The organism is Shewanella sp. MF05913, assembly GCF_059758095.1.
In genome coordinates this window covers 375,212-397,938 of sequence record NZ_JCAYNT010000002.1, presented here as the reverse complement: position 1 = coordinate 397,938, position 22,727 = coordinate 375,212, and the positions used below count along the sequence as shown (strand labels likewise).

Sequence of the window (22,727 nt, the reverse complement as noted above, 5' to 3'; positions counted from 1 at the left end):
TGCTAATTCAATATGACACAGGTTATAGTAATCTTGATGTCAATGATATTAATCTGCATCAATAGACTGATCATTAGATATAGCATTCACGACATAATATGTCCAACATTCATTTTCTTTAGGGATATTAATTGCCATGCAAAACCAAAGTAACAAGGTGTTATCTGCAGCGCTAGTGGAAACAGCAGATCGTTACTGGTTAAGACTTTGCGAAGTTTGGCCCGACGCTAAAACAGCATTGACTGCCGAGCAACAACAGGAATTAAAGTTAGTGTTTGGCCTAAGTGATTTTATTGCTGAGCAATTATGTCGTCATCCTGAATGGATCCCCAAGCTATTTGATGGACTATTAGAAGACGTTATACGCAGTCAGTTTGATGTCGAATTACATGCACTTTTAGAAGACATTACTCAAGAAGAACAAGCAAAATCTGTTTTACGACGTTATCGTAATCTGCAAATGGTACGGTTAGCGTGGCGCGACTTTGTAAACTACGCCGCAGTTGAAGCATCGTTACTTGATTTGTCTTCTCTCGCTGAAGCCTTGGTTATTGCAGGCCGCGATTGGGTCTATCAAGACATGTGCAAGCAATTTGGCACCCCAACAAGCGCTGAGGGTAAGCCGCAGCCGTTACTGATATTGGGCATGGGTAAGCTGGGTGGCCGTGAGCTTAATTTTTCATCCGACATCGATTTAATCTTTACCTTTCCTGAACATGGCGAGACGGTCGGCGGACGTCGTACCCAAGCTAATCAACAGTTTTTTATCAAAATGGGTCAGCGACTCGTTAACATACTTGATCAAGTCACCGTTGACGGTTTTGTATTTCGTGTCGATATGCGCCTGCGTCCTTATGGCGAAAGTGGGCCGTTAGTCGTCAGTTTTAGCGGTTTAGAAGATTATTACCAAGAGCAAGGGCGCGATTGGGAACGCTACGCCATGGTGAAGGCTCGTGTACTGGGGCCGTGGAGTGGTTATTGCGACGAACTGCATGATCTATTGCGCCCGTTTGTTTATCGACGTTATATCGATTTCTCTGCCATTGAATCATTACGTAAAATGAAGCAACTCATTGCCCAAGAAGTCAGACGCAGGCAATTAACCGACAACATTAAGCTGGGCGCTGGCGGGATCCGTGAAGTCGAGTTCGTGGTGCAAAGCTTTCAGTTAATCCGAGGCGGCCGCGAACCCGCGTTACGCCAACAAAGTTTATTCGGTGCTATCGATACCTTATATAGCCTCGGGCAATTAGAGTATCTCGCAGTCGATGAGCTTAAACACAGTTATATTTTACTGCGCCGAGTGGAAAACTTATTACAAGCCATCGACGACAAGCAAACGCAAACCTTACCCAATAACGATCTTGATTGGCAACGATTGTGCGTAGCGCTCGATCTTGCCGATGAAGCGCAATTACGGCAACAAATTGCAGATGCGATGTCTACCATTCACGGCCATTTTAATGCCACTGTGGGTGGCAGTGATAATCAAGATTACAACGATCACTGGTCATCTTTGTTTTGGAATATTCAACAAGACGATGATGCCGCAACGTTATTGCAAGAGCAGCAAATCGAAGATGAAGCGCTTTGGCCAATGTTAAGTGATTGGCGTCAAACCGTGTCTAAACGCTCAATTGGCCCTCGTGGCCGTGAAACTTTAGACAAACTCATGCCAAAACTGCTTGAAGAGTTATTTAATCAATCTACCCCAAGCTTGGCATTTAAGCCTGTATCTAACGTACTGGATAAAATTTTAACCCGCACCACCTACCTTGAATTGTTATGTGAAAACCCAGGAGCAAGGCAGCAATTAGTGAGCTTATGTTGTGCCAGTCCTTGGATTGCACGAGAGCTGGCTAACTTCCCCATGTTGCTTGATGAGCTCATTGACCCATCGCAGCTATACGATATTACCTCCATTGATGATTATCCAAGTGAGTTACGCCAATATTTACTGCGCGTGCCAGAAGATGACATGGAACAGCAAATGGAAGCACTGCGACAGTTTAAGCTGTCACAGCAGTTAAAAATTGCCGCCGCCGATGTCACAGGTGTATTGCCAGTGATGCAAGTGAGCGATCATTTAACCTTTTTGGCAGAAGCGATTATTGAACAGGTCGTGCTACAAGCCTGGCACCAGGTTGCAGCTCGACATGGTGTGCCAGAAGGCACAAGCCCAAGTAACATGGGCTTTGCGGTAATAGGTTACGGTAAGTTAGGTGGTATTGAGCTGGGTTACGGCTCAGATTTAGATTTGGTTTTTTTACATGGTCATAGCGGTGCGGGTAGCACCAATGGTGAACGACCAATCGATAATAGTCATTTTTATTTAAAACTGGCTCAGCGTATCGTGCATTTATTTGCCACCCGTACCACCTCGGGTGAGTTATACGAGGTCGATATGCGCTTGCGTCCATCGGGCGCATCGGGGTTGTTAGTGAGCGAAATAGAGCAGTTTGGCCAATATCAATTAACCGAAGCTTGGACATGGGAACATCAAGCATTGGTTAGGGCACGTTTTGTATTTGGAGACAATGTATTAGCAGCGCGATTTAGTGAAGTCCGCGGACAAATATTACAACTTGAACGGGATCAAACTGAGCTTGCAAAGGCGGTACGCGATATGCGCACTAAAATGCGCGATCATTTATTGCACGCTGAACCCGGGCTGTTTGATCTTAAACAAAGTGCGGGTGGCATTGCTGACATCGAGTTTATTGCCCAATACTTAGTCCTTGCTTACGCACACCAACATCAAGAATTGACCATTTGGTCTGACAATGTGCGGATTTTTGAGGTGTTAGCGGACTTAGAGTTAATCCCGGTCATGCACGCGCAGCACTTAACGCAAACCTATTGTTGGCTACGTGATGAAAACCATGAACTGACGTTACAACAATTACCCGGTAAGTTACCTCATCATGCAGTGGAACAAAAAACCGACGCTGTCATTGAAATTTATAATGAAATATTATCTGTCTAAACAGGTTTTAGCTTGAAATAGCCGCATTTTACTGCTTTGATTAGGGCATCTGTTTTAGTCAAAGGCGGTATTAATGCTGTTAGCTCCGATACCTGAAAATGAGCACTCACGACTCGAAACCCTCAGAGGCTTGCACATACTCGATACCATGGCTGAGGAACGTTTCGATCGTATTACTCGCCTCGCAAGGCGCCTATTTTCGGTATCGATTAGCGTGGTGAGTTTGATCGACAGCGATCGACAATGGTTTAAATCGGTGCAAGGTTTAGACGTTTGTGAAACGAGTCGAGATATTTCATTTTGTGGTCATGCCATTAATCAACCTAAAGTCATGATTGTGCCCGACGCCTTAAATGATCCCCGTTTTGCCGACAATCCGCTGGTGCTTGCCGCGCCTAATATTCGTTTTTATGCTGGCTTTCCGTTAACCATGCCAAATGGTATGCGTGTGGGGACATTGTGTATTATTGACGATAATCCCAAGGAATTTAGCCAACAAGATGAACAAGCTTTAGAAGATTTAGGCCGATTAGTTGAAGATGAATTGCTATCGATTCAGCAAAATACATTAGATGCATTAACCGCGATTTCTAATCGACGTGGATTTGAATTACTAGCAGAGAAAACTCTCGCCAATACTGACCGACTTGGTTTAAGTACGAGCCTGATCTTTTTTGATCTGGATTATTTCAAAGAGATTAACGATGAGTTTGGTCATGAAGAAGGTGATATTGCACTTAAGTGTTTTGCGGATTTGTTGATTGACTGTTTTAGAGAGTCGGATGTTATAGCACGTTTTGCCGGCGATGAGTTTGTGGTCTTACTTAGCCAGAGAGAGCAGGTTTCTGTCGACTCGGTATTGCAGCGTTTTGCCGATTTAGTGAAGCAGCACAATCAACAAAATGGTAAATCTTATGCATTAGCTTACAGCCAGGGTGTGGTGAGCCGTCATGCGAAACAAGATATGGATTTATGTGAATACCTCGCACTTGCCGATCAAGCCATGTTTATCGAAAAAGCAAAACATCATAAAAGCGATTAAGTGGATAAAATAAAAAGGCCCACTGACAATATTAGTTAGTGGGCCTTTTTATTTTGATAAGCCATTACATCAAGAGTTGTTCAATCCACATTTGATAAAGTGGCAAGCCAATAAGCACATTTACAGGGAACGTAATTCCGAGTGATGCCAACATGGCCAGCCCAATATTCGCATCTGGGATCGCGGCTTTAATTGCTGCAGGAGCGGCAATATATGAGGCACTGGCACTTAATCCGGCTAATACTAAAATGCTACCTGAGGGTAACTCAAGCGCAAAGCCTAATCCGATACCAACCCACGCCAACACAAACGGTGCCACCGCAGCAAAAGCCAATAAACGCCATTGTTTATAAGGAATAGGAAAACACACTTTAGCCGTACTGATCCCCATTTCGAGTAAGAACAAGGCTAACAAGGTTTTAAATCCGGCAAGCAACATTGGTGTTAAAGGCGCCATGCCACTGGTGCCATATAGCCAGCCAATTACAACGCCACCACAGAGCAATACGACCCCGCGGCTGGTGAGAGCCTCATGCAAAATACTGCCCGCAGACGAGTGCACTTCATTGCCCGCGGTTTTAGCCTGTAAGTACCGATGTAGCCACAACATAATGATAATGGCTGGCAATTCGAGTAACACTAAATACAAGGTGGTTTCAGGGCGTAATGGCCATTGCGATTTATCGACCATCGCCATCACTACAGCAAAAGTTCCCGCACTCACCGATCCATAATGGGCTGCAATGCTAATGGCTTCTTTTTGCGGTAATTTAATGAGTTTGCGTAAAAGAGGGTACAAGCTCAGTGGGATAATAAATCCTAATGCAATCACTGCCAGTAATTCAGATATTGCTAGATTGGCGGTTTCGCCGTGTAGTGCCATGCCGCCTTTAAGACCGAGGGTTAGCATCAGTAAAATTGACAAGGTTTCGTAGGTGGCTTTGGGGACTTTTAAATCTGACTTAATTAACCCCGCGATCAAACCGAGGGCAAAAAAAGCGATCACAATATCAGGCATAGTATTGGGTTCTGTCTGTTATGAAGTACGGCGATTCTGCCTTGTTGCAGGGTGAAATGGAACTGTTTTAAGCATTTTTTTAAGACAATTGGACAGCATTGTTGTTGTGAGCGTATTGTAGGATATGTGTAGTTCACCGGATGTATATGATGAAAAATGAAATTGATATTCACCGTGCGTTAAAAGTGTTTAATAAAGTGACTCAATACGGTGAAAAACGTATGGCTGACAACGATGAGACCAAAAACAATGTCTTTGGTAACGACTATTATTTATGCGGCATTAGTGCGCAAACCGATCATGACGGTTACACCATTGTATTGTCGGATGCACAGGTAAGCTTAACGGTGTTTTTTCATAATAAATACCAGTTTGAATACCCGTCTAATGATGCGTTAGACAATTTTTTGCGTCGTTTTAGTGACGTCGAAAATTATCAAGCAGCATAAATTGACGCGGTACGTCAAACGGGGTCATTGAGCCGTTATGCGTGCTCGTTTGCTGCAAATATCGCCCACTGCTTCATTTCTGTTAAGCGGCTATAAGTGCGCCTAAATTCAAATGATAGCGCCCCATCGAGATATAACTCATCTAACAACCAGTGACTGTGTATGATCAAAATGACTTTTTGATCATACAGTTCATCCACCAAACTAATAAAGCGTCGAGCGGGATCGTCCTCGCTCGCATACGCTAATTGACGCTCACCGGTTACAGTGGCTTGCGAACCATCTTCAGTGCCTCTTGCTCTAATCCAACTGCGAACTTGACCACCTAGCTGGGGCACGTTACTTAGTAACACGTAGCTAAATTGACTGGCAATTTCTATATAATCTAATGCTGATCTTGGGCCTTCACATAATGCAGAAAATTCAAACCAGCCAAGTCGGTCATGCCGTGCTTCGATAGCAATGTCGCGCTGGCAGATCCGTAAAATCTGTTGAGAGATTTTTGGCACACTTGTATGGCTAAATAATTGGCTCATTTGAGTAAAGATATCATCAGCATCTTCAATTGATGGCAGAGAAACCCAGGCTAATGATGTTTGATGGGGCTGCCGCGAAGCTGCCAGAGTCATGCGATGATCTTTATCACCATCAAGGTGGATCTCTTGGGTAAAACGCTGCAGTAAATCGATTGTCGGTAAAAAACGATCGCGCTGTAAACCGTTTTTGTATAAGTCGACAATTGGAATATTGGACGTAGCCACTAAGGTTACCCCCGAGTGGAATAGAGTATCAAACAGCCGAGCCAGCAAAATCGCATCACCAATGTCTGACACAAAAAACTCATCAAAACAAATGAGTTGATATTGCGAGGCGATCTGTTTGGCAATATGGGTGAGAGGATCGCGGATCCCAGAGGTTTGATTAAGTTGCTGGTGGATCATGGCCATAAATCGATGAAAGTGCAGACGTAATATCGGCGCTTGATTATCGCGATGGTATTGCTTACCGAGATGGTATTGATTAATGCACTGATAGAACAAGTCCATTAAAAAGGTTTTCCCCCGGCCAACATCACCCCACATGTACAAACCTTTTACCGCTGATGTTGTGGTTATATGCTGCTGATAAAGCGCCTCTAATGCCAACAATGCTTGCTGCTGTGCGGGGTCTTGTTGCAGGTTTTCGTTTAATGCTTTTTGGTATGCTTGTAATGGCGAATCCGTTGCGACTTGAGATAAAGCTGCATTTGAGCGTGCAATTACCGATGGGGAGCTGGATTTATTGTTAGCGGATGTCGACATAAGGATATAAACGTAACACAAAAGGCAAATTGTTGATCTAGGTAATATAGCATGAATCGTAGGCTTTATTATGCTGCATATTTACTTTAAGATTCATGGTTGCCTGTAACAATTTATTAACCCAAGGGCGTGTTTATCTTTGTTGATAAATTATGCAGTCGGCAATTTTTCTGTCAGACAATCGCAAATGAACGCCGTTTAGCCTGCTAAATAAGTGAATTTGTGGGCAGTATGGCTGGAAAATAGCCACTGCCCGTAGGGTTGAGGCTAAAATGGCTTTATGCCGCGTTGAATAATCTCGACGTACGACTGCATGGATGCAGGAGGTAGAGCAACGCAGGAGCAGTTGCCGAGGGCAACTATGCCCACAATTATCCGCCTTGCCTAAAGCCATTTTAGCTCTCAACATAAAAAATAAACAAAGATAAACACGCCCTACTCAAACCCGAAAAGGATGCTAAGTGAATAATAAGAATAAGGGGATAACCTACATAGGTGCTGACATGTCATTAGCGGGCGATATGAGCATTCGTGGTCCTGCAATGATTGCTGGCAAAACCAAAGGTAAAATTAGTTCAAGTCATCAAATTGAGATTGCTGTTGGCGGCGAAGTTGAAGGTGAAGTGTTTTGTCAGGAAATGCGCGTCTCAGGTGTGTTTAAAGGTAAATTACACTGTAATAAATTAGTCATTGTCAGTTCTGGCGTCGTTGACGGCGAAGTGTCGAGTCATCAAATGGAAATTTACGATGGCGGCCAGTTTATTGGTATGCGCACCAAAGGGCCAGAGGCGTCAGTGCTGCCTGAACCAGAAGCGGGTTCTACCGCGGTTAATATGCCTGCCATGACCGACTCAAATAAATCTGCGTCATCCCCTAAATGGGCTTATGCTGCTTTGGCTGGAGCCATTATTGTTGCGGGTATTCTATTTTTACCGCAAATAAACTCAGTCATCATGTCGCCAAATGTGACGCCTGATCCTGTCACAAACCAAGCCAGTCAGTCTCCGCAAACCTTAAATGATATAACCGAAGATGATGCTGCATTATTAATGCAAGATGTTGAGCAGCAAAGTGCATTTGTCGAGCAGCGCGAAGAGCTTATTGGTGCAGGACAAACTGATATCAATACCGCGATGGAAGACTTGCATGCATTGGAGCAAACCAATCAAACTTTAGGTGATACACTCAATACCGATGAAACCAATGAGCAAGATATTGAACTAAGACCTTGATAGGCATAACACTTTTATTGAATAAATTCCTTGAGTGAATGTAGACATTTAAACGTCAACAATAAAAAATGGCTTGATTAACATCCGCTAAACCGGAGTAATCAAGCCATTTTTGTTAATACACTTTGCCTATGAAGGCCAAGAGCATTTATGGATTAATGCGTGTTGGCATGCCAGTACGTTTTTCTAATAAACGTTTTAATGTTGTTGAGTCTGTTTCTGGGTGAGCCAGAAAACGTGTCATGTTTTTGTCTAACGTTAACGCAACCGGCTCTTTTGAATCAAACTCAGCTTGAGTTTTAGACAATGGCTCATGCACTTCAAGATAACGACTGCCATCTGGCTCCGCAGTTGCCTTGATCGGTTTATTTAAAAATTCAACACGAGTACCAACCGGCACAGTTTCAAATAAGTGTTTAATGTCTTCGTCGCGTAAACGGATACAACCAGAGCTAACACGTAAACCTATACCAAATGTGGCGTTAGTGCCGTGAACCGCAAATAGGTTACCGACATACAGTGCATATAACCCCATTGGATTATCTGGGCCAGCTGGCCACACTGCGGGTAAGGTAATGCCGTTAGAGGCATAAATACGACGAGTATTTGCCGTTGGCGTCCACGTTGGGTTGGCGCGTTTACGTTGTACAGTGGTAACCCAGTTTTCTGGAGTATCACGGCCTATTTGGCCAATACCAATAGGCAATACTTCAACAATATTTTTACCCTTAGGATAATAATATAAACGCATTTCAGCAGAGTTAATCACAATGCCTTCTTGCTTAGTGTCTGGCAGAATTAACTGGTGAGGAATAATTAACGTGCTACCTGGTTTTGGTAAAAATGGATCGACACCCGGGTTGGCTTCGGTAAGGTTAGTTAAGCCTAATTGAAATTTGGCAGCGATTTGCTCTAGTGTGAGCTTGCCTTCTTGTGGAACCACATAATACTGGTTCTCACCCACTAATTTGCTGCCATTAGTCGGTAAACGATATTCAACCGCAGTGCTTGAGAAGCTTAATAATATCGCAGTCGTGGCTACGAATGCTGTGCGTAACGAAATCATCATAAGGGGTACATTATTCCTAAAAATAGACGTTATATTAGTCAGGTTACAATATCTTGCTAAGCTTGACTATTTATACTGTGCCATGCAAATTCCAATTATTCTGTGAATGATCACATCATTAATCGAATTGGTGTTATAGCGCGCATCGTCACTTATTAAACTTAAAAACTCAACTGATTTTTTTGCACTTTAGTCATTTTAATCCCAAGCGTTTAGCTAAACGGTGTAAGTTGCCAGAATCAAGCTGCAGGCTGCGTGCAGTCGCAGCCCAATTACTCTCAGTTTGGGCCAGTACTTGTTCAATAAACTGACGTTGAAACTGATCTGTTGCATCACGTAAGTTCATTTGTGGTAAAGATGTTAATGATTGTTTAATGCCGATATTTTTATGAGGTAGCACCTTTTCATCGTGATGTGGAGCAAACTCAAAGTGCTGAGGTTGAATCATGCACATGCCTTTGTGTACGCCAGCCGAACGAGCCAATACCGCCGCGCGATGAATGGCATGTTCAAGTTCGCGAATGTTACCTGGCCAGTCATATTGGCTCAGTAATGATAGCGCAGCAGTGTCTAAGCCTAAATGGCTGAGTTGCAGCTGTTGGCGATAGCGTTCAACAAAAAAACCGGCCAATAAATGAATATCCTGCGGGCGCTCCCTAAGTGGTGGTACAACAACAGGGAATACACTTAATCGATGGTATAAATCTGCACGAAAACGTCCTGCTAATACTTCGCTTTTAAGATCTTTATTGGTGGCGGCAATAATTCTTACGTCCACTTTTAAACTGCGATCGTCACCGACCTTTTGCAAATCACCGTATTGCAGCACCCGTAGTAACTTTGCTTGCAAATTTAGTGGTAATTCACCAATTTCATCTAAAAATAATGTGCCTTTATCGGCGACTTCAAACTTGCCACTGCGATGGCTAATGGCCCCCGTAAATGCGCCTTTTACGTGGCCAAACAATTCACTTTCGGCCACAGATTCTGCTAATGCGGCGCAGTTTAAATACACTAAAGGTTTACTTGCCCTTGGTGAGTGCAAATGTACCGCCTTGGCGATGAGCTCTTTACCTGTGCCTGTTTCGCCTAAAATCAGTACATTTAATTCTGTAGCAGCAACTACGTTGACCTCGTTCAGTAAGGCAATAAAATTATCGTCTTGACCAATAATTTCGGTTTGAGTATCTAATTGTCCAGTTGGTTTAGTGCTGCTAATCGTGAGGTTGTTAGCTTGTTTTTCTAACTTATCAATCAACAAGGCATTATTCAGTGACGCTGCGGTAATAGCACTGATACTGCGCAGCTCATTATTGGTAAATTGATCAAATTTGTTTGGGTCAAACGCATCAATGGTTAGCGCCCCAATTAACTGTTCATTTGCAAACAGTGGCAATCCCACGCAAGCATGCACTTTTAAATCACCTTCCAGATTAGGAATAAGGCCATCGTACGGGTCGGGCAGTGCGCTGTCGGCAGGAAACCTCACCACATCGCCGGCTCGTGCAATGGCCTCAAGCCTTGGATGTTCATTTACAATAAAGCGTCGTCCGAGTACGTCTGCACTGAGACCATCGATAGCTAACGGGGTAAATTGATGGCCTTGAAACGACAATAATGCTGCCGCATCACAATCTAGGGTCTCTCTAAGAGTGGTCAGTAAGCGTGAAAAACGATCGCGATTAGATAAATTTGCTGTGATATCAAGGGCGATACGAGTGAGATCTGTTTGACTTAACGCCATGACCAACTCCAATAGAAACTATGTGATTGTCATTATGACAAATGTGAATCTAACAACAAGAACAAAGAGGTTACGTCGATCACAAAAAGGTCATCAAGGCCCTTTTTTTGTTTACTTAAGTTACTTGAGTTACTTGAGTTACTTGAGTTACTTGAGTTACTTGAGTTACTTGAGTCTAGTGTTATGCCAATCCGCCGGCTTGTTTCAGTGTCTAAATCACCGTATCCAAATGCGTCATTTAGACATTTAAATGTCTAAATGACATCACTATTAAGCTTACTCTGTTATTACAACGCGGTTTATCTTATTCGATAAAGCTATTTACTTAGCATGCTAACTAGTTATAATGCTTAGCACGCTAACTAAGTAGGTGCATCTCATGTCCCCAGAATTAGAAAGATTAAAAGAACTGTCTCTTGCTGAAAATTTAGGTCGATTGCACCGTTTATGGCGAACGGCTGCGGATGCAGAATTAATCCCACTAGGTCTCACTCATCCGCGCTGGACCGCATTATGGAAGCTATTGCGCTTAGGCGACAACGTCAGCCAAAAGGTGCTTGCAGATGCGTTAGAAATTGAATTGCCATCATTAATGCGCACCCTTAATCAATTAGAAGAGCAGGGCTATGTGCAGCGTCGTTGCTGCGAAAAAGATAAACGGGCACGCATTGTCAGCTTAACCCCTGATGGGATTGAGATGCTTAAGCAGATGGAAAGTAAAATCATGTTAGTGCGACGTAATTTATTAGCAGGCATTAGCCAGCAACAACTCAACGAGTTTGAACGCACCATCAGTCAAATCAGTGCGAATGCGCTGGCAACATTAGATAAAACCTCTGCGTAGCTGCCTAGGCAAAAGTGAGTAATGAGAAAGTATATGACCCCAGATCAACAATTTGCACGACTCGTTAAAATATCCATATTTCTGTTTGTATCAGTGTTTGGCTACTTTATGTTTGCCGACGCCATGATGCCAATGACCCCACAGGCAATGGCAACACGTATGGTGACCAAAGTCACTCCGCAAGTCAGCGGTAAAATAGCCTCGATAGCCGTAGCAAACAATCAAGTGGTCGCTAAAGGTGATGTGTTATTTAGTATCGACTCCGCGCCATATGAACTGGCTGTTGAGCAAGCCAATTTAGCCTTAGAGCAAGCCAAACAAGACAATGCTGAGCTCGATGCTGAGATATTAGCCGCTCAAGCCGATGTTAACGCTAAGCAAAGTAGTGCCCAGCAAAAACGCAGTGAGGCAAAACGGCTTGATGCACTTTATGCAAGCCGTGGTGTATCACAGCAATTAGCCGATCAAGCACAAAGTGACGCCTCAACAGCAGAAGCTAACTTAATGGCAGCCAATGCGCGTCTAAGTCAATTGGTGGTGAGTCGTGGGCGTGATGGTGCAGAGAATCTAAAAATGCGCCAAGCTCAAAATCGTCTCGCTCAGGCCGAGTTAAATCTGTCATACACCCAGGTGCGCGCCGATCAAAATGGAGTGGTCACTAATCTACAACTAGAAGTCGGCAGTTTTGCCACAGTTGGTCAGCCATTACTCGCAGTGGTATCTGAAAAAGTCGATATTATTGCCGACTTTAGAGAAAAAAGCTTAAGAGGAATAGAGTCTCAATCTACCGCTTATATTACTTTTGACGGCCAACCAGGGCGTTTATATCAAGCCAAAGTCAGCAATGTCGATGCTGGAGTGAGTGCAGGGCAGTTTGATGCGAATGGGCGTTTAGCCACGCCAGAGGCGTCAGCGCGCTGGGTGCGTGATGCTCAGCGTTTACGTTTGCATTTGGCTCTCGATCATCAAGTGGTTAATACCTTACCCGCCGGTGCCCGCGCCACTGTGCAATTAGTCCCTAATAATGTGGTGCTAGGTTTTTTAGCCAAAGTACAGATTAAGCTGATTAGCGTGCTGCACTATATATATTAATTCCGATCAAAATATCGATGTTGTTACTCGCCTTATTGCGCCACTAAAGTCGCGGCAAACCTAGTGTTTGTCGTGACGTATCTTGAAGGTATGCAGATGTTATTACGTCATAGTCCGTTAACTACCAATGATTTACGCCAATGTTTGCGCATTGCTACTGGTGCTACACTGGGGTTTGCGATTTGCAAATTATTCGACCTAAATTATGGGGTGTTTTTTACCGTCACGCCGATGTTATTACTTGGACTAGTTCCGGTAATGAACGCTCATGCCATGCGACAACTGTTGGCTTCGTCGGTTATGGCTGGGCTTGAAGTCGGTATTCTCGGTGGCTTATTTGGCGGTCATCCTGGGGCCATGTTACCCATCGTTTTTTTATTGTTTTTGTATCGGTTTGCCGCCATGTCGCGTGGCAGTTTATTTTTGTTCGGTGCAAATGGCGTGATTAGCTTAAGCATTATGCTGCATTTTGCCAGTTATCCGGGCATGGACATCAACAACCTCATTTTCAGTAACTTTTGGGCGACACTCGCCTCGGTGATTATTGCCTATGCGATGACAGCATTATGGCCAGACGTTGCACCAAGGCCGCCGATGGCCAGTGTGGTAAAAGCGCCGAATCGTATGCGCCACGAAGCATTATTGGGTGCCTCTATCGCTACCGCGTCATTTATTGTGTTTCAGATGTTTAATTTACAAGATTCAATGTCAGCCCAAGCCACCACGTTACTGCTGTTATTTCCCATGCATTGGAATGGGGCACTGGGCTATGCCAGAAAGCGTGCGATAGGGACCTTATTTGGCGTAATTTTTGGTTTAGTCGGGCAGGCATTGCTTTATGATTGGTCTGGCATGCTACTTTTTGTCGTGCCACTTTTGTGGATAGGCTTGATGTTATTTAGCCAGGTGCACGTTAAAGAGGCCAGCGGCTCAGGAGTCGGCTTTGGCGCCATGACCACCTTAGGCATATTATTTGGCCAGTACCTTACGCCAAATAATGATCTTGTTTTTAGTGCCTTATACCGTATAAGCAGCATTTTAGTCGCCATCGTCGCCACATTATTACTGTGTTATTTGATTCATCGACTATTAAATCGTTTTGAAGCAACACGATTTGGCGTGTGATTTACTGTGCAGTGAAAAATCATTGCCAGCCTATTTTCCACTGCAGCGGGTCTTTTAAATCGCGCCATTCGATAGCAAATTCAGCGGCATTCATTTCTGCGCGAATAATGCATTCAGTTACATTTTGTAGCTCATCATATTCCACTTTAATAACGCTAAAATGTTTGAGTTTATTAACCACTTCAACTTTGGTCCACTTGCTGTGAAGTAATTTTTTAGGGTGAATTCGATTCATAAGGATTCTCACATTCAAATGTTACAGACTAGGATAATGGCGCCAAACTACTGGATGAAAGGCAGCAGTTGATTGAGCTCATCAATGACTATATCGGCAAGGTCTTGATAGCGCTTTTCAACACCGTGAGTAATTAAACAGGCTACCATCCCTGCATTATTGGCGGCTTGAATATCATATAAATAGTCGCCGACATACATAATGTGCTCAGGGGCAATTTGCCATTGGTTTGCAATTGCTAATAGTGCATCTGGAGCCGGTTTTGCGGGGTAGTCTTCACGAGTTAGCACATTATCAATGGCGATAGCATTTTGTTTCACTTTCATGGTGCTGGCAGCCAGACTGTTGCGGGTGACAATCGCCGTAGGCATTTTTGCAGTTTCAATGGCACTAATTAATTCGGCCATGCCTTTGATGGGCTTGGCTGTTATGGCATCTTGGTATTCGTGTTCAATGATAATGTTATTGGCGCGAGCCTGGCTGGTTTGACAGCTCAGGTCGTCGACATACTTGAGCAAGTCGATACCCTCTGGGCAGCCGATTTGTTGGCGAATTAACTCAAAGTCTAAACTCGACTCAACAAGAGTGCCGTCTAAATCGAAAATGATGCCTTTAATTTGCACAGGTAATTTCAATGTTTAGCCTTTAAATTCAGCGATACGTGGGTGATTATTGTTTATTTTCAAACGCAATAGAATGTAACTCAATTGCAAATGGTCCTTGCTGTTTTTGTGCCACGAGAAACCCAATCCGCTCTATTTCTAGCAAGTTTAATTCCGGCGCGTTGCTTACAACCCGTCCTCTAAAGCTGACAGTAAAATCTGCGGCGGTAAAAGTGTGCTCAGTCAATGTATCTGCTTGAGTGGTAAAGTTAGCCACGTACGCTTCACCATAAGACAGTTGAGGCGTTTTTAAACGCAACTGATAAACCTTACCGTCACCTTTAAGCGCAATGGTGAGTGTTGATGCGGCAGATATTTGATGGGTAAAACGCGACTCTGTCGATGCAAATCCACCGTTATTGTCTAACGATACATTGCCGGTAAACAACAGGCCTTGCTGTTGATTCTGTTTAATCTGGCTTTGTGATACGCCGCCCATCACGGTGTCATTATTGATCTGCCAACCTTCAAAATGATCCTCATCTGCAAAACGAAATAACATATTATCCTCACTCGCACTGTAAGCTGGGTTCATTAATAATGCCGCGACAATCACGCCGTTGATGAAGCTGTATTTAAGTAGTTTATCAGTGTTAAAGGCTAACATCATTGATCCCCTATCAGTATTGTTTGGTTTTGGTTGGGTAAATTTTGCCGTAAAAAAATGGCTTATCAGGGTGAGGGATAAGCCAAAGGGTCTTACGGAGGTTGTTGACTCTTTCATACATAGGGTTAAATCGGGTTAGATTTAATGGCAACGAATGTCCTAGTGATTAATCAATGGTGGTTAATCGCTATTGGTTAATCGCTATTGGTTAATCAAGAACGCTTAATTCATTCATTGGTAAGTTTTACGTGGGCGATTTGGATTCGGTTCAATTTATTTTAGATTAAAATCTACAAGGCCGCGATAAGGGCTTAATAAGCTAAATCGAGTATTGTTACTCATGGTGTTCTCACTCGCAAATCAGTATCTTAGCAAGAGGTTTTATTAGGATTAACATATGTTAAACGTAAACGACGCATCATCGCCTACTGCATCTGAGCTTAGCTTTAATGTGGTGAGTATTAACTTATTTAACTTTATTGAACCGCCTTATGCGTTTTATGATTTTGAAAATATTTACAGTGATAAACAATGGCAAAAAAAGTGTGCCTGGTTAAGTGATTTTATTAATCAAAGTCAGCCAGATATTATCGGTTTTCAAGAAGTATTTAGCCCAGATGCCTTAGCTAAACTGACTCAATCGTTAGGCTATGAGTACTTTGTGGCCTTAGATGAGCCAGAAGTGATCAGCGATTATGTTTACCGCAGTCCAGTAGTCGCTATCGCATCAAAATACCCGATTGTGGATTCAGTTAATGTCAGCCCAGATCCGCAATGGATTGCTCAATTAGGCTTAGCTGATACCTTTGCCTTTAGCCGCAAACCGCTTCGTGCCACCATTCAATTACCGGTATTTGGGCCGTGCGATTGTTATGTTATTCACCTTAAATCAAAACGCAGTGGCGTAAGCCGTGATGATATTAGCGAGAGCGGTTTACAAGGCGGACCAGACTTTGTTGCACGCCAGGTGCTTGGACGTTGGGCCTCAAGTTTACAGCGCGGCAGTGAGTCAGCATTGTTATGCCATCAAATGCTCATGAGGCGCCAACAAGCCCTGCAACCGTTTCTGTTAATGGGCGACTTTAATGACACCTTAGGCAGCGAGCTGTTAGCGGCATTTAATAATCAACTGCGGGTGTTTCGCAGTGACATTGAAGACCCGCAATTAGCCAAGCTTGGTGAAACCTCATTAATGGCAGAATTACATCAAAGCAGTTTGTTCGACAGTTATGAGTTGTTTATTGCGGCAACTAAATGCAATGCCACTTTGGCGCAAGATGAGTTTGAATCCGCTTCATTGCTTGATGACGAACCACATGCTGTAAGGCAAGCTACGCACTATTATGGCAACACAGGATCGGTGCTTGATTACATTTTAGTCTCAAGCGAGTTTAACCCGACTCAACAGCAAAATTTAGCCCATATCATTGATTATCAAACCTTCGACAGACATCTGGTTCGCCCAGATTATGAGCGCGACAGTGACAGTACCGACCACGCACCAGTGATGATGCGCTTTAGCGTCAGAACTTAAATTCAATCTAGGTAACCTGAGAGCGGGTTCGGTACACAATATAACCACCGGCTAAGTGCTGACTTTGCGGGTGGTTAGATAGGGATTTCAACCGTTTTACTTGGTATTTTCTTCATACATCAAATAATGGCTTTGCTGCATGCCCAAAGACTCATAGGTTTTTTGGGCAACGGCGTTGTCATGTTCAACATATAATCTAAAGCTAGCTGTGCCACCATTGGCGGCGGCAAAGTCTTTTACCGCTTGGTAGAGTTTGCCATAAATACCCTGACGACGATTTTGCGGACGAACATACACACTTTGGATCCAGTAATAATTACTGGCGCGCCAATCGCTCCACTCGTAAGTCACCATCAGCGAACCGACAATTTCGCCATCTACTTCAGCGACTAAATAAACACCCCGTTCAGGATGAGTTAGCAAACCTTCAACTCCTAGAGTGAGTTTGTCGGCATCAAGAGTAAGGTTTTCGGTTTCCATTGCCATGGCTTGATTAAAATTAACTAAGGCGTGTAAATCGGCGTGTTGGCCAGCTCTTATTATCATGAAATTCTCGTCAGTAATTGGATATTGAGGAATGCGGCAGTGGCTATTGAGTTTTTTATTTATTCGCCCGCGGCAGCTTTAGTGTACGCCAAAATGACACCGCTTAGTAAGAGTGTATGATCAAACACACGGTATAACATGCGCGTTAACGGGGGTTGATTGCGTCAGTAAGTAAACATGGCGCTAGCAGCAATGGCTTGCCGTGCCTTTCTTAGCAGGGTAAATCGAACAGGTGGTGCATATTTATACATATAAAATGACTGGCAGTTGCCAACAAAAGTAGTGATATTGATAAGGGATTTCGCTTCATAATGAGGATGACGTTGAGCATAATTCATGCACAAATTTCAGCTTAAACCTTATTAGCGCTCACTTATTTACGACTGTCCACTAACGTATAATTGAAATTATTGTGACGATGCAGTAATGTGACGCCACGACAATTTAGATCAATGTCACAAACTGCATAAATTGATGGAGATAATTATGAAAGTTGCTGTATTAGGTGCTGCTGGTGGTATCGGCCAGGCGCTAGCTTTACTGTTAAAAACTCAACTGCCTGCGGGCTCAAAGTTGTCTCTATATGACATCGCTCCTGTTACTCCTGGTGTTGCGGTTGACTTAAGTCACATCCCAACAGACGTAGAAGTAAAAGGTTTTGCTGGTGAAGATCCAACGGCTGCATTAGTTGGCGCAGACGTCGTGTTAATGTCTGCTGGTGTTGCGCGTAAGCCTGGTATGGATCGTTCAGATCTATTCAACATCAACGCGGGTATCGTACGTAACCTAATGGAAAAAGTGGCTGTAACTTGCCCTAAAGCATTAGTGGGTATTATTACTAACCCAGTGAACACCACGGTAGCGATTGCTGCTGAAGTATTGAAAAATGCCGGTGTGTATGACAAAAACCGTTTATTCGGTATCACTACGCTTGACGTTATCCGCAGCGAAACCTTTATCGCTGAGCTTAAAGGCTTAAACGTTGCTGACGTTAAAGTTAACGTTATCGGCGGCCACAGCGGTGTGACTATTCTGCCACTACTTTCTCAAGTTGAAGGTGTGACTTTCACTGATGAAGAAGTTGCCGCAATGACAACTCGCATTCAAAACGCGGGTACTGAAGTTGTTGAAGCTAAAGCCGGTGGCGGTAGCGCAACATTATCAATGGGCCAAGCAGCATGTCGCTTTGGTTTATCATTGGTACGTGGTCTACAAGGCGAAGCCAACGTGGTTGAATGTGCCTATGTTGACGGCGGCAGTGAGCACGCTACATTCTTCGCACAGCCAATCCTACTTGGCAAAAACGGCGTAGAAAAAGTATTACCTTACGGTGAAATCAGCGCATTTGAAGCTAACGCTCGCGATGCAATGCTAGACACCCTTAAAGGTGACATCAAATTAGGCGTTGAATTTGTTAAGTAATTAACAAATCGATGCTCTAAAACGCGAAGCTAATGGCTTCGCGTTTTTTTTGGCTTAAAATGCCTAGCACCTAGCACCTAGCACCTAGCACTGAATATCGAATACCGAATAGCTCGCCTGCCGGTTTACTCCCATTTCATTATTCACATTGTCTACCCCCACAATCCTTCATCGCTGCAAAGTTCCGCGTTTATTGTCCTACCTTTCATCAACATACCGACATTATTTTTCATGTGGATCTAAAGTGCCATTGCTGTTTGGCGCAAAATTCTGCAAGTTACTAATATGTTAAATTTGGAAGCCGCTGAAATGATCAATAAAAAATACAGCTTAATTATGCCGCTGCTTTTACTGGGTTGTTTTCTTTCAATCCAGTCTGTTCAAGCAACCGACACGCCTTATATCCCTCTTACCGATTTTGGTGATAATCCAGGTGCGCTGACAAGCTCTTATCTTCCTGTGACGCAAGGCTCAAACGCTTCTCTTACAGGGGATTTATCTTTAGTGGTGTTACTGCATGGCTGTATTCAAGACGGAGTTGAGTTGGCCAACAAAAGCGGCCTAACGTCATTAGCGATAGCGAATCAGTTTGCGGTTTTAGTGCCACAACAAAGCTATGACAATAACGTAAAGGGTTGTTTCAACTGGTTTGCAAGTCAAGATACGCAAATAGACAGTGGTGAAATGTTATCGATAAAAAACATGATAGTCACCACTCAAGAAAAGCTAGGCGCAAAGCATGTTTATGTTATCGGGTTATCAGCGGGGGGTGCCATGGCGAGCGCTGCAATGGTCAATTACCCCAATCTGTTTCAAAGCGGTGCGGTCATCGCTGGCTTGCCGTATCCCTGTGCCGACAATTTGATCAAAGCGATCTCTTGTATGAAACAAGGGCCTGCGCAGTCAGTTGAAGAATTAGCCCAATTTGCCAAAGCTATACATCCTAAGCAAACCCGTTGGCCTTCATTAAGTATCTGGACAGGTGACAGTGACAATGTTGTCAGTGCGAACAATGCAAAAATGCTCGCATCTCAATGGCAAGTGTTAACTCAATCTAATGCTAAGCCGACGGTGATAAATGAATCTGGTTACAGTATTTCACGTTGGAAAGATGATCAAAACAATGCGTCTATCGAACTTGTTACGATTAACAATTTTGGTCACGGCATTGCCGTAAATCCAGACATAAAACATGGCGGTGAACAAAGTGACTTTTTGCTTAAAGCGCCGATTAGCAGCGTTAATGAAGTGATTAAGCTTTGGGGGCTTTAATTTACAGATAAAATATAACGGTATGTTTTTGAATGTGTTTTTTTTATTTGTTTAGCGAGAACAGGCAAAACGCATACTACTATAGTACCGATTCAATAAGCTTGAAAATACGATACAGTCAATATGTGAACAAAGAATCGTCAATAAACCAATAAGCAAAATGAGTTGTTAATCAGAATTTGCAGTAAGTAAAACCATTAATAATAACTATTACAACGGGGACCTGTATGAAACAGAATACGATTAAAATGAGCTGCATTGCCTTAGCCATTTCGTCAGTGTTAACCGCGCAGCATGCGATAGCCGCAGAAGAAAATAACAGCGACGTTAAGCAACCAGTACTAGAGCGCATTGAAGTCACTGCACGTAAAACTGTAGAGAGTTTACAAAATGTGCCTGTGGCGGTGACATCGGTGAGTGCCACAGAGTTAGCCGAAAATGGCATCAGCGTGATGACCGAAATTCAGCAGTTTTCCCCTAACACCACATTACAATCAAGCCGAGGCACTAACTCTACGCTAACAGCCTTTATCCGCGGTGTAGGCCAGGAAGACCCATTGTGGGGTTACGAGCCTGGTGTCGGTATTTACATTGATGATGTCTATATTGCCCGTCCGCAAGGCGCAGTGTTAGACATTCTTGATGTACAACGTATTGAGGTGCTTCGCGGGCCACAAGGCACGTTATACGGCAAAAATACCATTGGTGGCGCGATTAAGTATGTCACTAAAAAAATGTCTGGTGACGGAGAATTAAGCCTTAAAGGCACCGTGGGCAGCTATGGCCAAAAAGATGCCAAAATTGCCGGTCAATTACCCATTGTTGATGACAAACTTTACGTTGGTTTTGCCTTTGCGAGTTTAAACCGTGACGGCTTTGGTGATTTTAAAACTTCAGCATTAGATGACCAAGATACCGAGAACTATAATAAAGATGTAATGGCAGGGCGGTTAAGTGTTGAGTACACACCTACAGACGACCTGTTTATGCGCTTTACATACGATAAAACCCAAGATGACTCCAACTCAAAAGGCGGCTATCGCCTACTTCCTAGCTTATTAACTGACGCACCAGTGCCTGATAGCAAATACGACTCTTACACCAGTATGCCTACCTGGAATAAGGTTGAAACAGAAGGCTGGAGCGCAACGGTCGAATATAATTTCAATGAGAATTGGAGTGCGAAATCGGTTACCGCAAAGCGTGAAGGCGAGTCTCTCACCAACATCGACTTTGATAATACCAGCTTACGTATTTTCGATGTGCCGGCTATTTATGAAGATGAGCAATTTAGCCAAGAGTTTCAAGTTAACTATGTCGGTGATAACCTCAATTTAGTTTCCGGTATTTACTATTTTGACGGTGATTCTTGTGGCGTGTTCGATGCGATTTTAGAAGAAGCCTTTAAAGCTTATGGCGGACTCACTCGCGAAGTCAGTGGTTGTAATAATAGCGAAAGCTACGCCGCTTACGTGCAAGGTTCATACAGTTTTACCGAAAAATTGTCGATGACATTAGGCGGTCGCTATACTCGCGAATCTAAAGAGGCCACGGTATATAACGGAGTTATTTTCGATAGTATTTATCCTGAAACCGGCTGGTATCCTGGTTTTGTGCGCGATGACGCGTTAATTGAGTCGCAAATACCTAAAGTGCTTGATGACGAAGAAACATGGTCTAAATTCAATCCACGAATCGGTCTAGAGTATCAAGTGAATGATGACTTGATGGTATTTACCAGCTACTCACAAGGATTTAAATCAGGTACGTTTAACCCAAGAGCAACGGGCGCAGAGCCTGCGGTTGATCCTGAAACGGTGAATTCATACGAGATTGGTTTTAAAAGTGAGTGGAACGATAATCTCCGTTTAAATGCCACCGCATTTTACCTCGACCATAAGGACAGACAGTTTGTCACTGTGCTACCAGGCGAAGACAGTTCAGACCTTAATCAGCGTTTAGGCAATATCGGTAAATCAACCGCCACAGGCTTAGAGCTTGAGGTTGAATATGCTGCGACAGATTCACTTAACTTATTTGCTAATGTCGGCTTAATTGACGCTACTTTTGACGAAGTGATCTCTTACGATGACCTTGGAACTAAAATTGATATTAGCGATACCTACACCATTACTAATACCCCAGACACCACCGCCAACCTAGGCTTTAGCTACAACATTGAAGCCGATATTGGCAGCTTTATCATTAACGGTAATTACTACTACCGCAGCGATTACGATTTAGCAGTAGTGGATAACCTATTGAGCCAGGATGGTTACGGCTTGCTTAACTTTGGTGTTAATTGGTATAGCAATGATGGTCATTGGAATGCTGGGTTACATTGGAAAAACGTCACCGATGAAGAGTATTTGGTGGGTAACTACGCCTTTGTCACGCCAACAGGCGATGGTGATTTTACCCCTGGCTTAGGCGGCGATAATACCTTAGTGGGTTACTATGGCGACCCAGAGACTATTTCGTTAACGGTTGGCTATACGTTCTAATTGTTGTAGTCACTTATCAAAGAGACCTTCACATCAGGTCAGA

At 43.5% G+C, this 22,727-nt stretch carries 19 protein-coding genes; 11 read left to right on the top strand and 8 right to left on the bottom strand.

Features of this window, described 5'->3' with window-relative positions; genetic code table 11:
* Nucleotides 1–130 precede the first annotated feature (130 nt).
* Entirely contained in the window at nucleotides 131–2,986 is a 2,856-nt protein-coding gene (gene glnE, locus AC19MV_RS05130) for a bifunctional [glutamate--ammonia ligase]-adenylyl-L-tyrosine phosphorylase/[glutamate--ammonia-ligase] adenylyltransferase (protein WP_498306271.1), read from the top strand.
* A 73-nt stretch (nucleotides 2,987–3,059) separates the two neighbouring features.
* The gene (locus tag AC19MV_RS05125; RefSeq protein WP_498306130.1) at nucleotides 3,060–4,028 is read left to right on the top strand and encodes a GGDEF domain-containing protein; all 969 of its coding nucleotides are present in this window, start codon (nucleotides 3,060–3,062) and stop codon (nucleotides 4,026–4,028) included.
* A 64-nt stretch (nucleotides 4,029–4,092) separates the two neighbouring features.
* Here AC19MV_RS05125 and AC19MV_RS05120 read toward each other — a convergent pair whose 3' ends face one another.
* Nucleotides 4,093–5,046 (bottom strand): sodium-dependent bicarbonate transport family permease, encoded by a 954-nt coding sequence (locus tag AC19MV_RS05120; RefSeq protein ID WP_432399912.1) that lies wholly within the window; start codon nucleotides 5,044–5,046, stop codon nucleotides 4,093–4,095.
* 146 nt (nucleotides 5,047–5,192) lie between these two features.
* Here AC19MV_RS05120 and AC19MV_RS05115 point away from each other — a divergent pair, with 146 nt between their 5' ends.
* Nucleotides 5,193–5,495, top strand: coding sequence for a DUF3081 domain-containing protein (locus AC19MV_RS05115; protein WP_432399911.1), 303 nt, complete (start codon nucleotides 5,193–5,195; stop codon nucleotides 5,493–5,495).
* A gap of 35 nt (nucleotides 5,496–5,530) precedes the next feature.
* Here AC19MV_RS05115 and zapE read toward each other — a convergent pair whose 3' ends face one another.
* Entirely contained in the window at nucleotides 5,531–6,796 is a 1,266-nt protein-coding gene (zapE, locus tag AC19MV_RS05110) for a cell division protein ZapE (protein ID WP_498306128.1), read from the bottom strand.
* Nucleotides 6,797–7,257: 461 nt separating this feature from the next.
* On the opposite strand from zapE, the gene AC19MV_RS05105 reads away from it, so the two are divergent.
* Nucleotides 7,258–8,028: a bactofilin family protein gene (locus AC19MV_RS05105; RefSeq protein WP_498306126.1), complete on the top strand. Its 771-nt coding sequence runs from the start codon at nucleotides 7,258–7,260 to the stop codon at nucleotides 8,026–8,028.
* Between the two features lie 148 nt (nucleotides 8,029–8,176).
* Here the strand turns inward: AC19MV_RS05105 and AC19MV_RS05100 are convergent, their stop codons facing one another.
* On the bottom strand, nucleotides 8,177–9,094 hold the full coding sequence (locus AC19MV_RS05100) for a L,D-transpeptidase family protein (protein ID WP_432400132.1): 918 nt from the start codon (nucleotides 9,092–9,094) through the stop codon (nucleotides 8,177–8,179).
* 196 nt (nucleotides 9,095–9,290) lie between these two features.
* A complete protein-coding gene (gene norR / locus AC19MV_RS05095) occupies nucleotides 9,291–10,841 on the bottom strand; it encodes a nitric oxide reductase transcriptional regulator NorR (protein WP_498306124.1) in 1,551 nt (516 codons plus the stop codon).
* A gap of 379 nt (nucleotides 10,842–11,220) precedes the next feature.
* Here norR and AC19MV_RS05090 point away from each other — a divergent pair, with 379 nt between their 5' ends.
* From AC19MV_RS05090 to AC19MV_RS05080, 3 genes are all read left to right on the top strand, one after another.
* Nucleotides 11,221–11,685: a MarR family transcriptional regulator gene (locus AC19MV_RS05090; RefSeq protein WP_432399905.1), complete on the top strand. Its 465-nt coding sequence runs from the start codon at nucleotides 11,221–11,223 to the stop codon at nucleotides 11,683–11,685.
* Nucleotides 11,686–11,718: 33 nt separating this feature from the next.
* A complete protein-coding gene (locus tag AC19MV_RS05085; protein WP_498296609.1) occupies nucleotides 11,719–12,777 on the top strand; it encodes an HlyD family secretion protein in 1,059 nt (352 codons plus the stop codon).
* A 96-nt stretch (nucleotides 12,778–12,873) separates the two neighbouring features.
* Nucleotides 12,874–13,902 carry a DUF2955 domain-containing protein gene (locus AC19MV_RS05080; RefSeq protein WP_498306122.1) on the top strand — a complete coding sequence of 343 codons (1,029 nt, stop codon included), beginning with the start codon at nucleotides 12,874–12,876 and terminating at the stop codon, nucleotides 13,900–13,902.
* Between the two features lie 19 nt (nucleotides 13,903–13,921).
* Here the strand turns inward: AC19MV_RS05080 and AC19MV_RS05075 are convergent, their stop codons facing one another.
* Genes AC19MV_RS05075 through AC19MV_RS05065 form a run of 3 tightly spaced genes read right to left on the bottom strand, consistent with a single transcriptional unit; the run spans nucleotide 13,922 to nucleotide 15,409 of the window.
* Nucleotides 13,922–14,137 carry a TIGR02450 family Trp-rich protein gene (locus AC19MV_RS05075; protein ID WP_498306120.1) on the bottom strand — a complete coding sequence of 72 codons (216 nt, stop codon included), beginning with the start codon at nucleotides 14,135–14,137 and terminating at the stop codon, nucleotides 13,922–13,924.
* Between the two features lie 47 nt (nucleotides 14,138–14,184).
* Nucleotides 14,185–14,772, bottom strand: a complete 588-nt coding sequence (locus tag AC19MV_RS05070) for an HAD family hydrolase (RefSeq protein WP_498306119.1) — start codon at nucleotides 14,770–14,772, stop codon at nucleotides 14,185–14,187.
* Nucleotides 14,773–14,806: 34 nt separating this feature from the next.
* Nucleotides 14,807–15,409, bottom strand: coding sequence for a CIA30 family protein (locus AC19MV_RS05065; RefSeq protein ID WP_498306117.1), 603 nt, complete (start codon nucleotides 15,407–15,409; stop codon nucleotides 14,807–14,809).
* Nucleotides 15,410–15,803: 394 nt separating this feature from the next.
* Here AC19MV_RS05065 and AC19MV_RS05060 point away from each other — a divergent pair, with 394 nt between their 5' ends.
* The gene (locus AC19MV_RS05060) at nucleotides 15,804–16,940 is read left to right on the top strand and encodes an endonuclease/exonuclease/phosphatase family protein (protein WP_498306115.1); all 1,137 of its coding nucleotides are present in this window, start codon (nucleotides 15,804–15,806) and stop codon (nucleotides 16,938–16,940) included.
* Nucleotides 16,941–17,036: 96 nt separating this feature from the next.
* Here the strand turns inward: AC19MV_RS05060 and AC19MV_RS05055 are convergent, their stop codons facing one another.
* Nucleotides 17,037–17,486, bottom strand: coding sequence for a GNAT family N-acetyltransferase (locus AC19MV_RS05055; RefSeq protein ID WP_498296600.1), 450 nt, complete (start codon nucleotides 17,484–17,486; stop codon nucleotides 17,037–17,039).
* A gap of 486 nt (nucleotides 17,487–17,972) precedes the next feature.
* Here AC19MV_RS05055 and mdh point away from each other — a divergent pair, with 486 nt between their 5' ends.
* The 3 genes from mdh to AC19MV_RS05040 all read left to right on the top strand — a co-directional run bounded on the left by mdh (nucleotide 17,973) and on the right by AC19MV_RS05040 (nucleotide 22,684).
* Nucleotides 17,973–18,908, top strand: a complete 936-nt coding sequence (gene mdh / locus AC19MV_RS05050; RefSeq protein WP_432399898.1) for a malate dehydrogenase — start codon at nucleotides 17,973–17,975, stop codon at nucleotides 18,906–18,908.
* 285 nt (nucleotides 18,909–19,193) lie between these two features.
* Nucleotides 19,194–20,180, top strand: a complete 987-nt coding sequence (locus AC19MV_RS05045; RefSeq protein ID WP_498306113.1) for an extracellular catalytic domain type 1 short-chain-length polyhydroxyalkanoate depolymerase — start codon at nucleotides 19,194–19,196, stop codon at nucleotides 20,178–20,180.
* Between the two features lie 227 nt (nucleotides 20,181–20,407).
* Nucleotides 20,408–22,684: a TonB-dependent receptor gene (locus AC19MV_RS05040; RefSeq protein WP_498306111.1), complete on the top strand. Its 2,277-nt coding sequence runs from the start codon at nucleotides 20,408–20,410 to the stop codon at nucleotides 22,682–22,684.
* The last annotated feature ends 43 nt before the right edge of the window (nucleotides 22,685–22,727 follow it).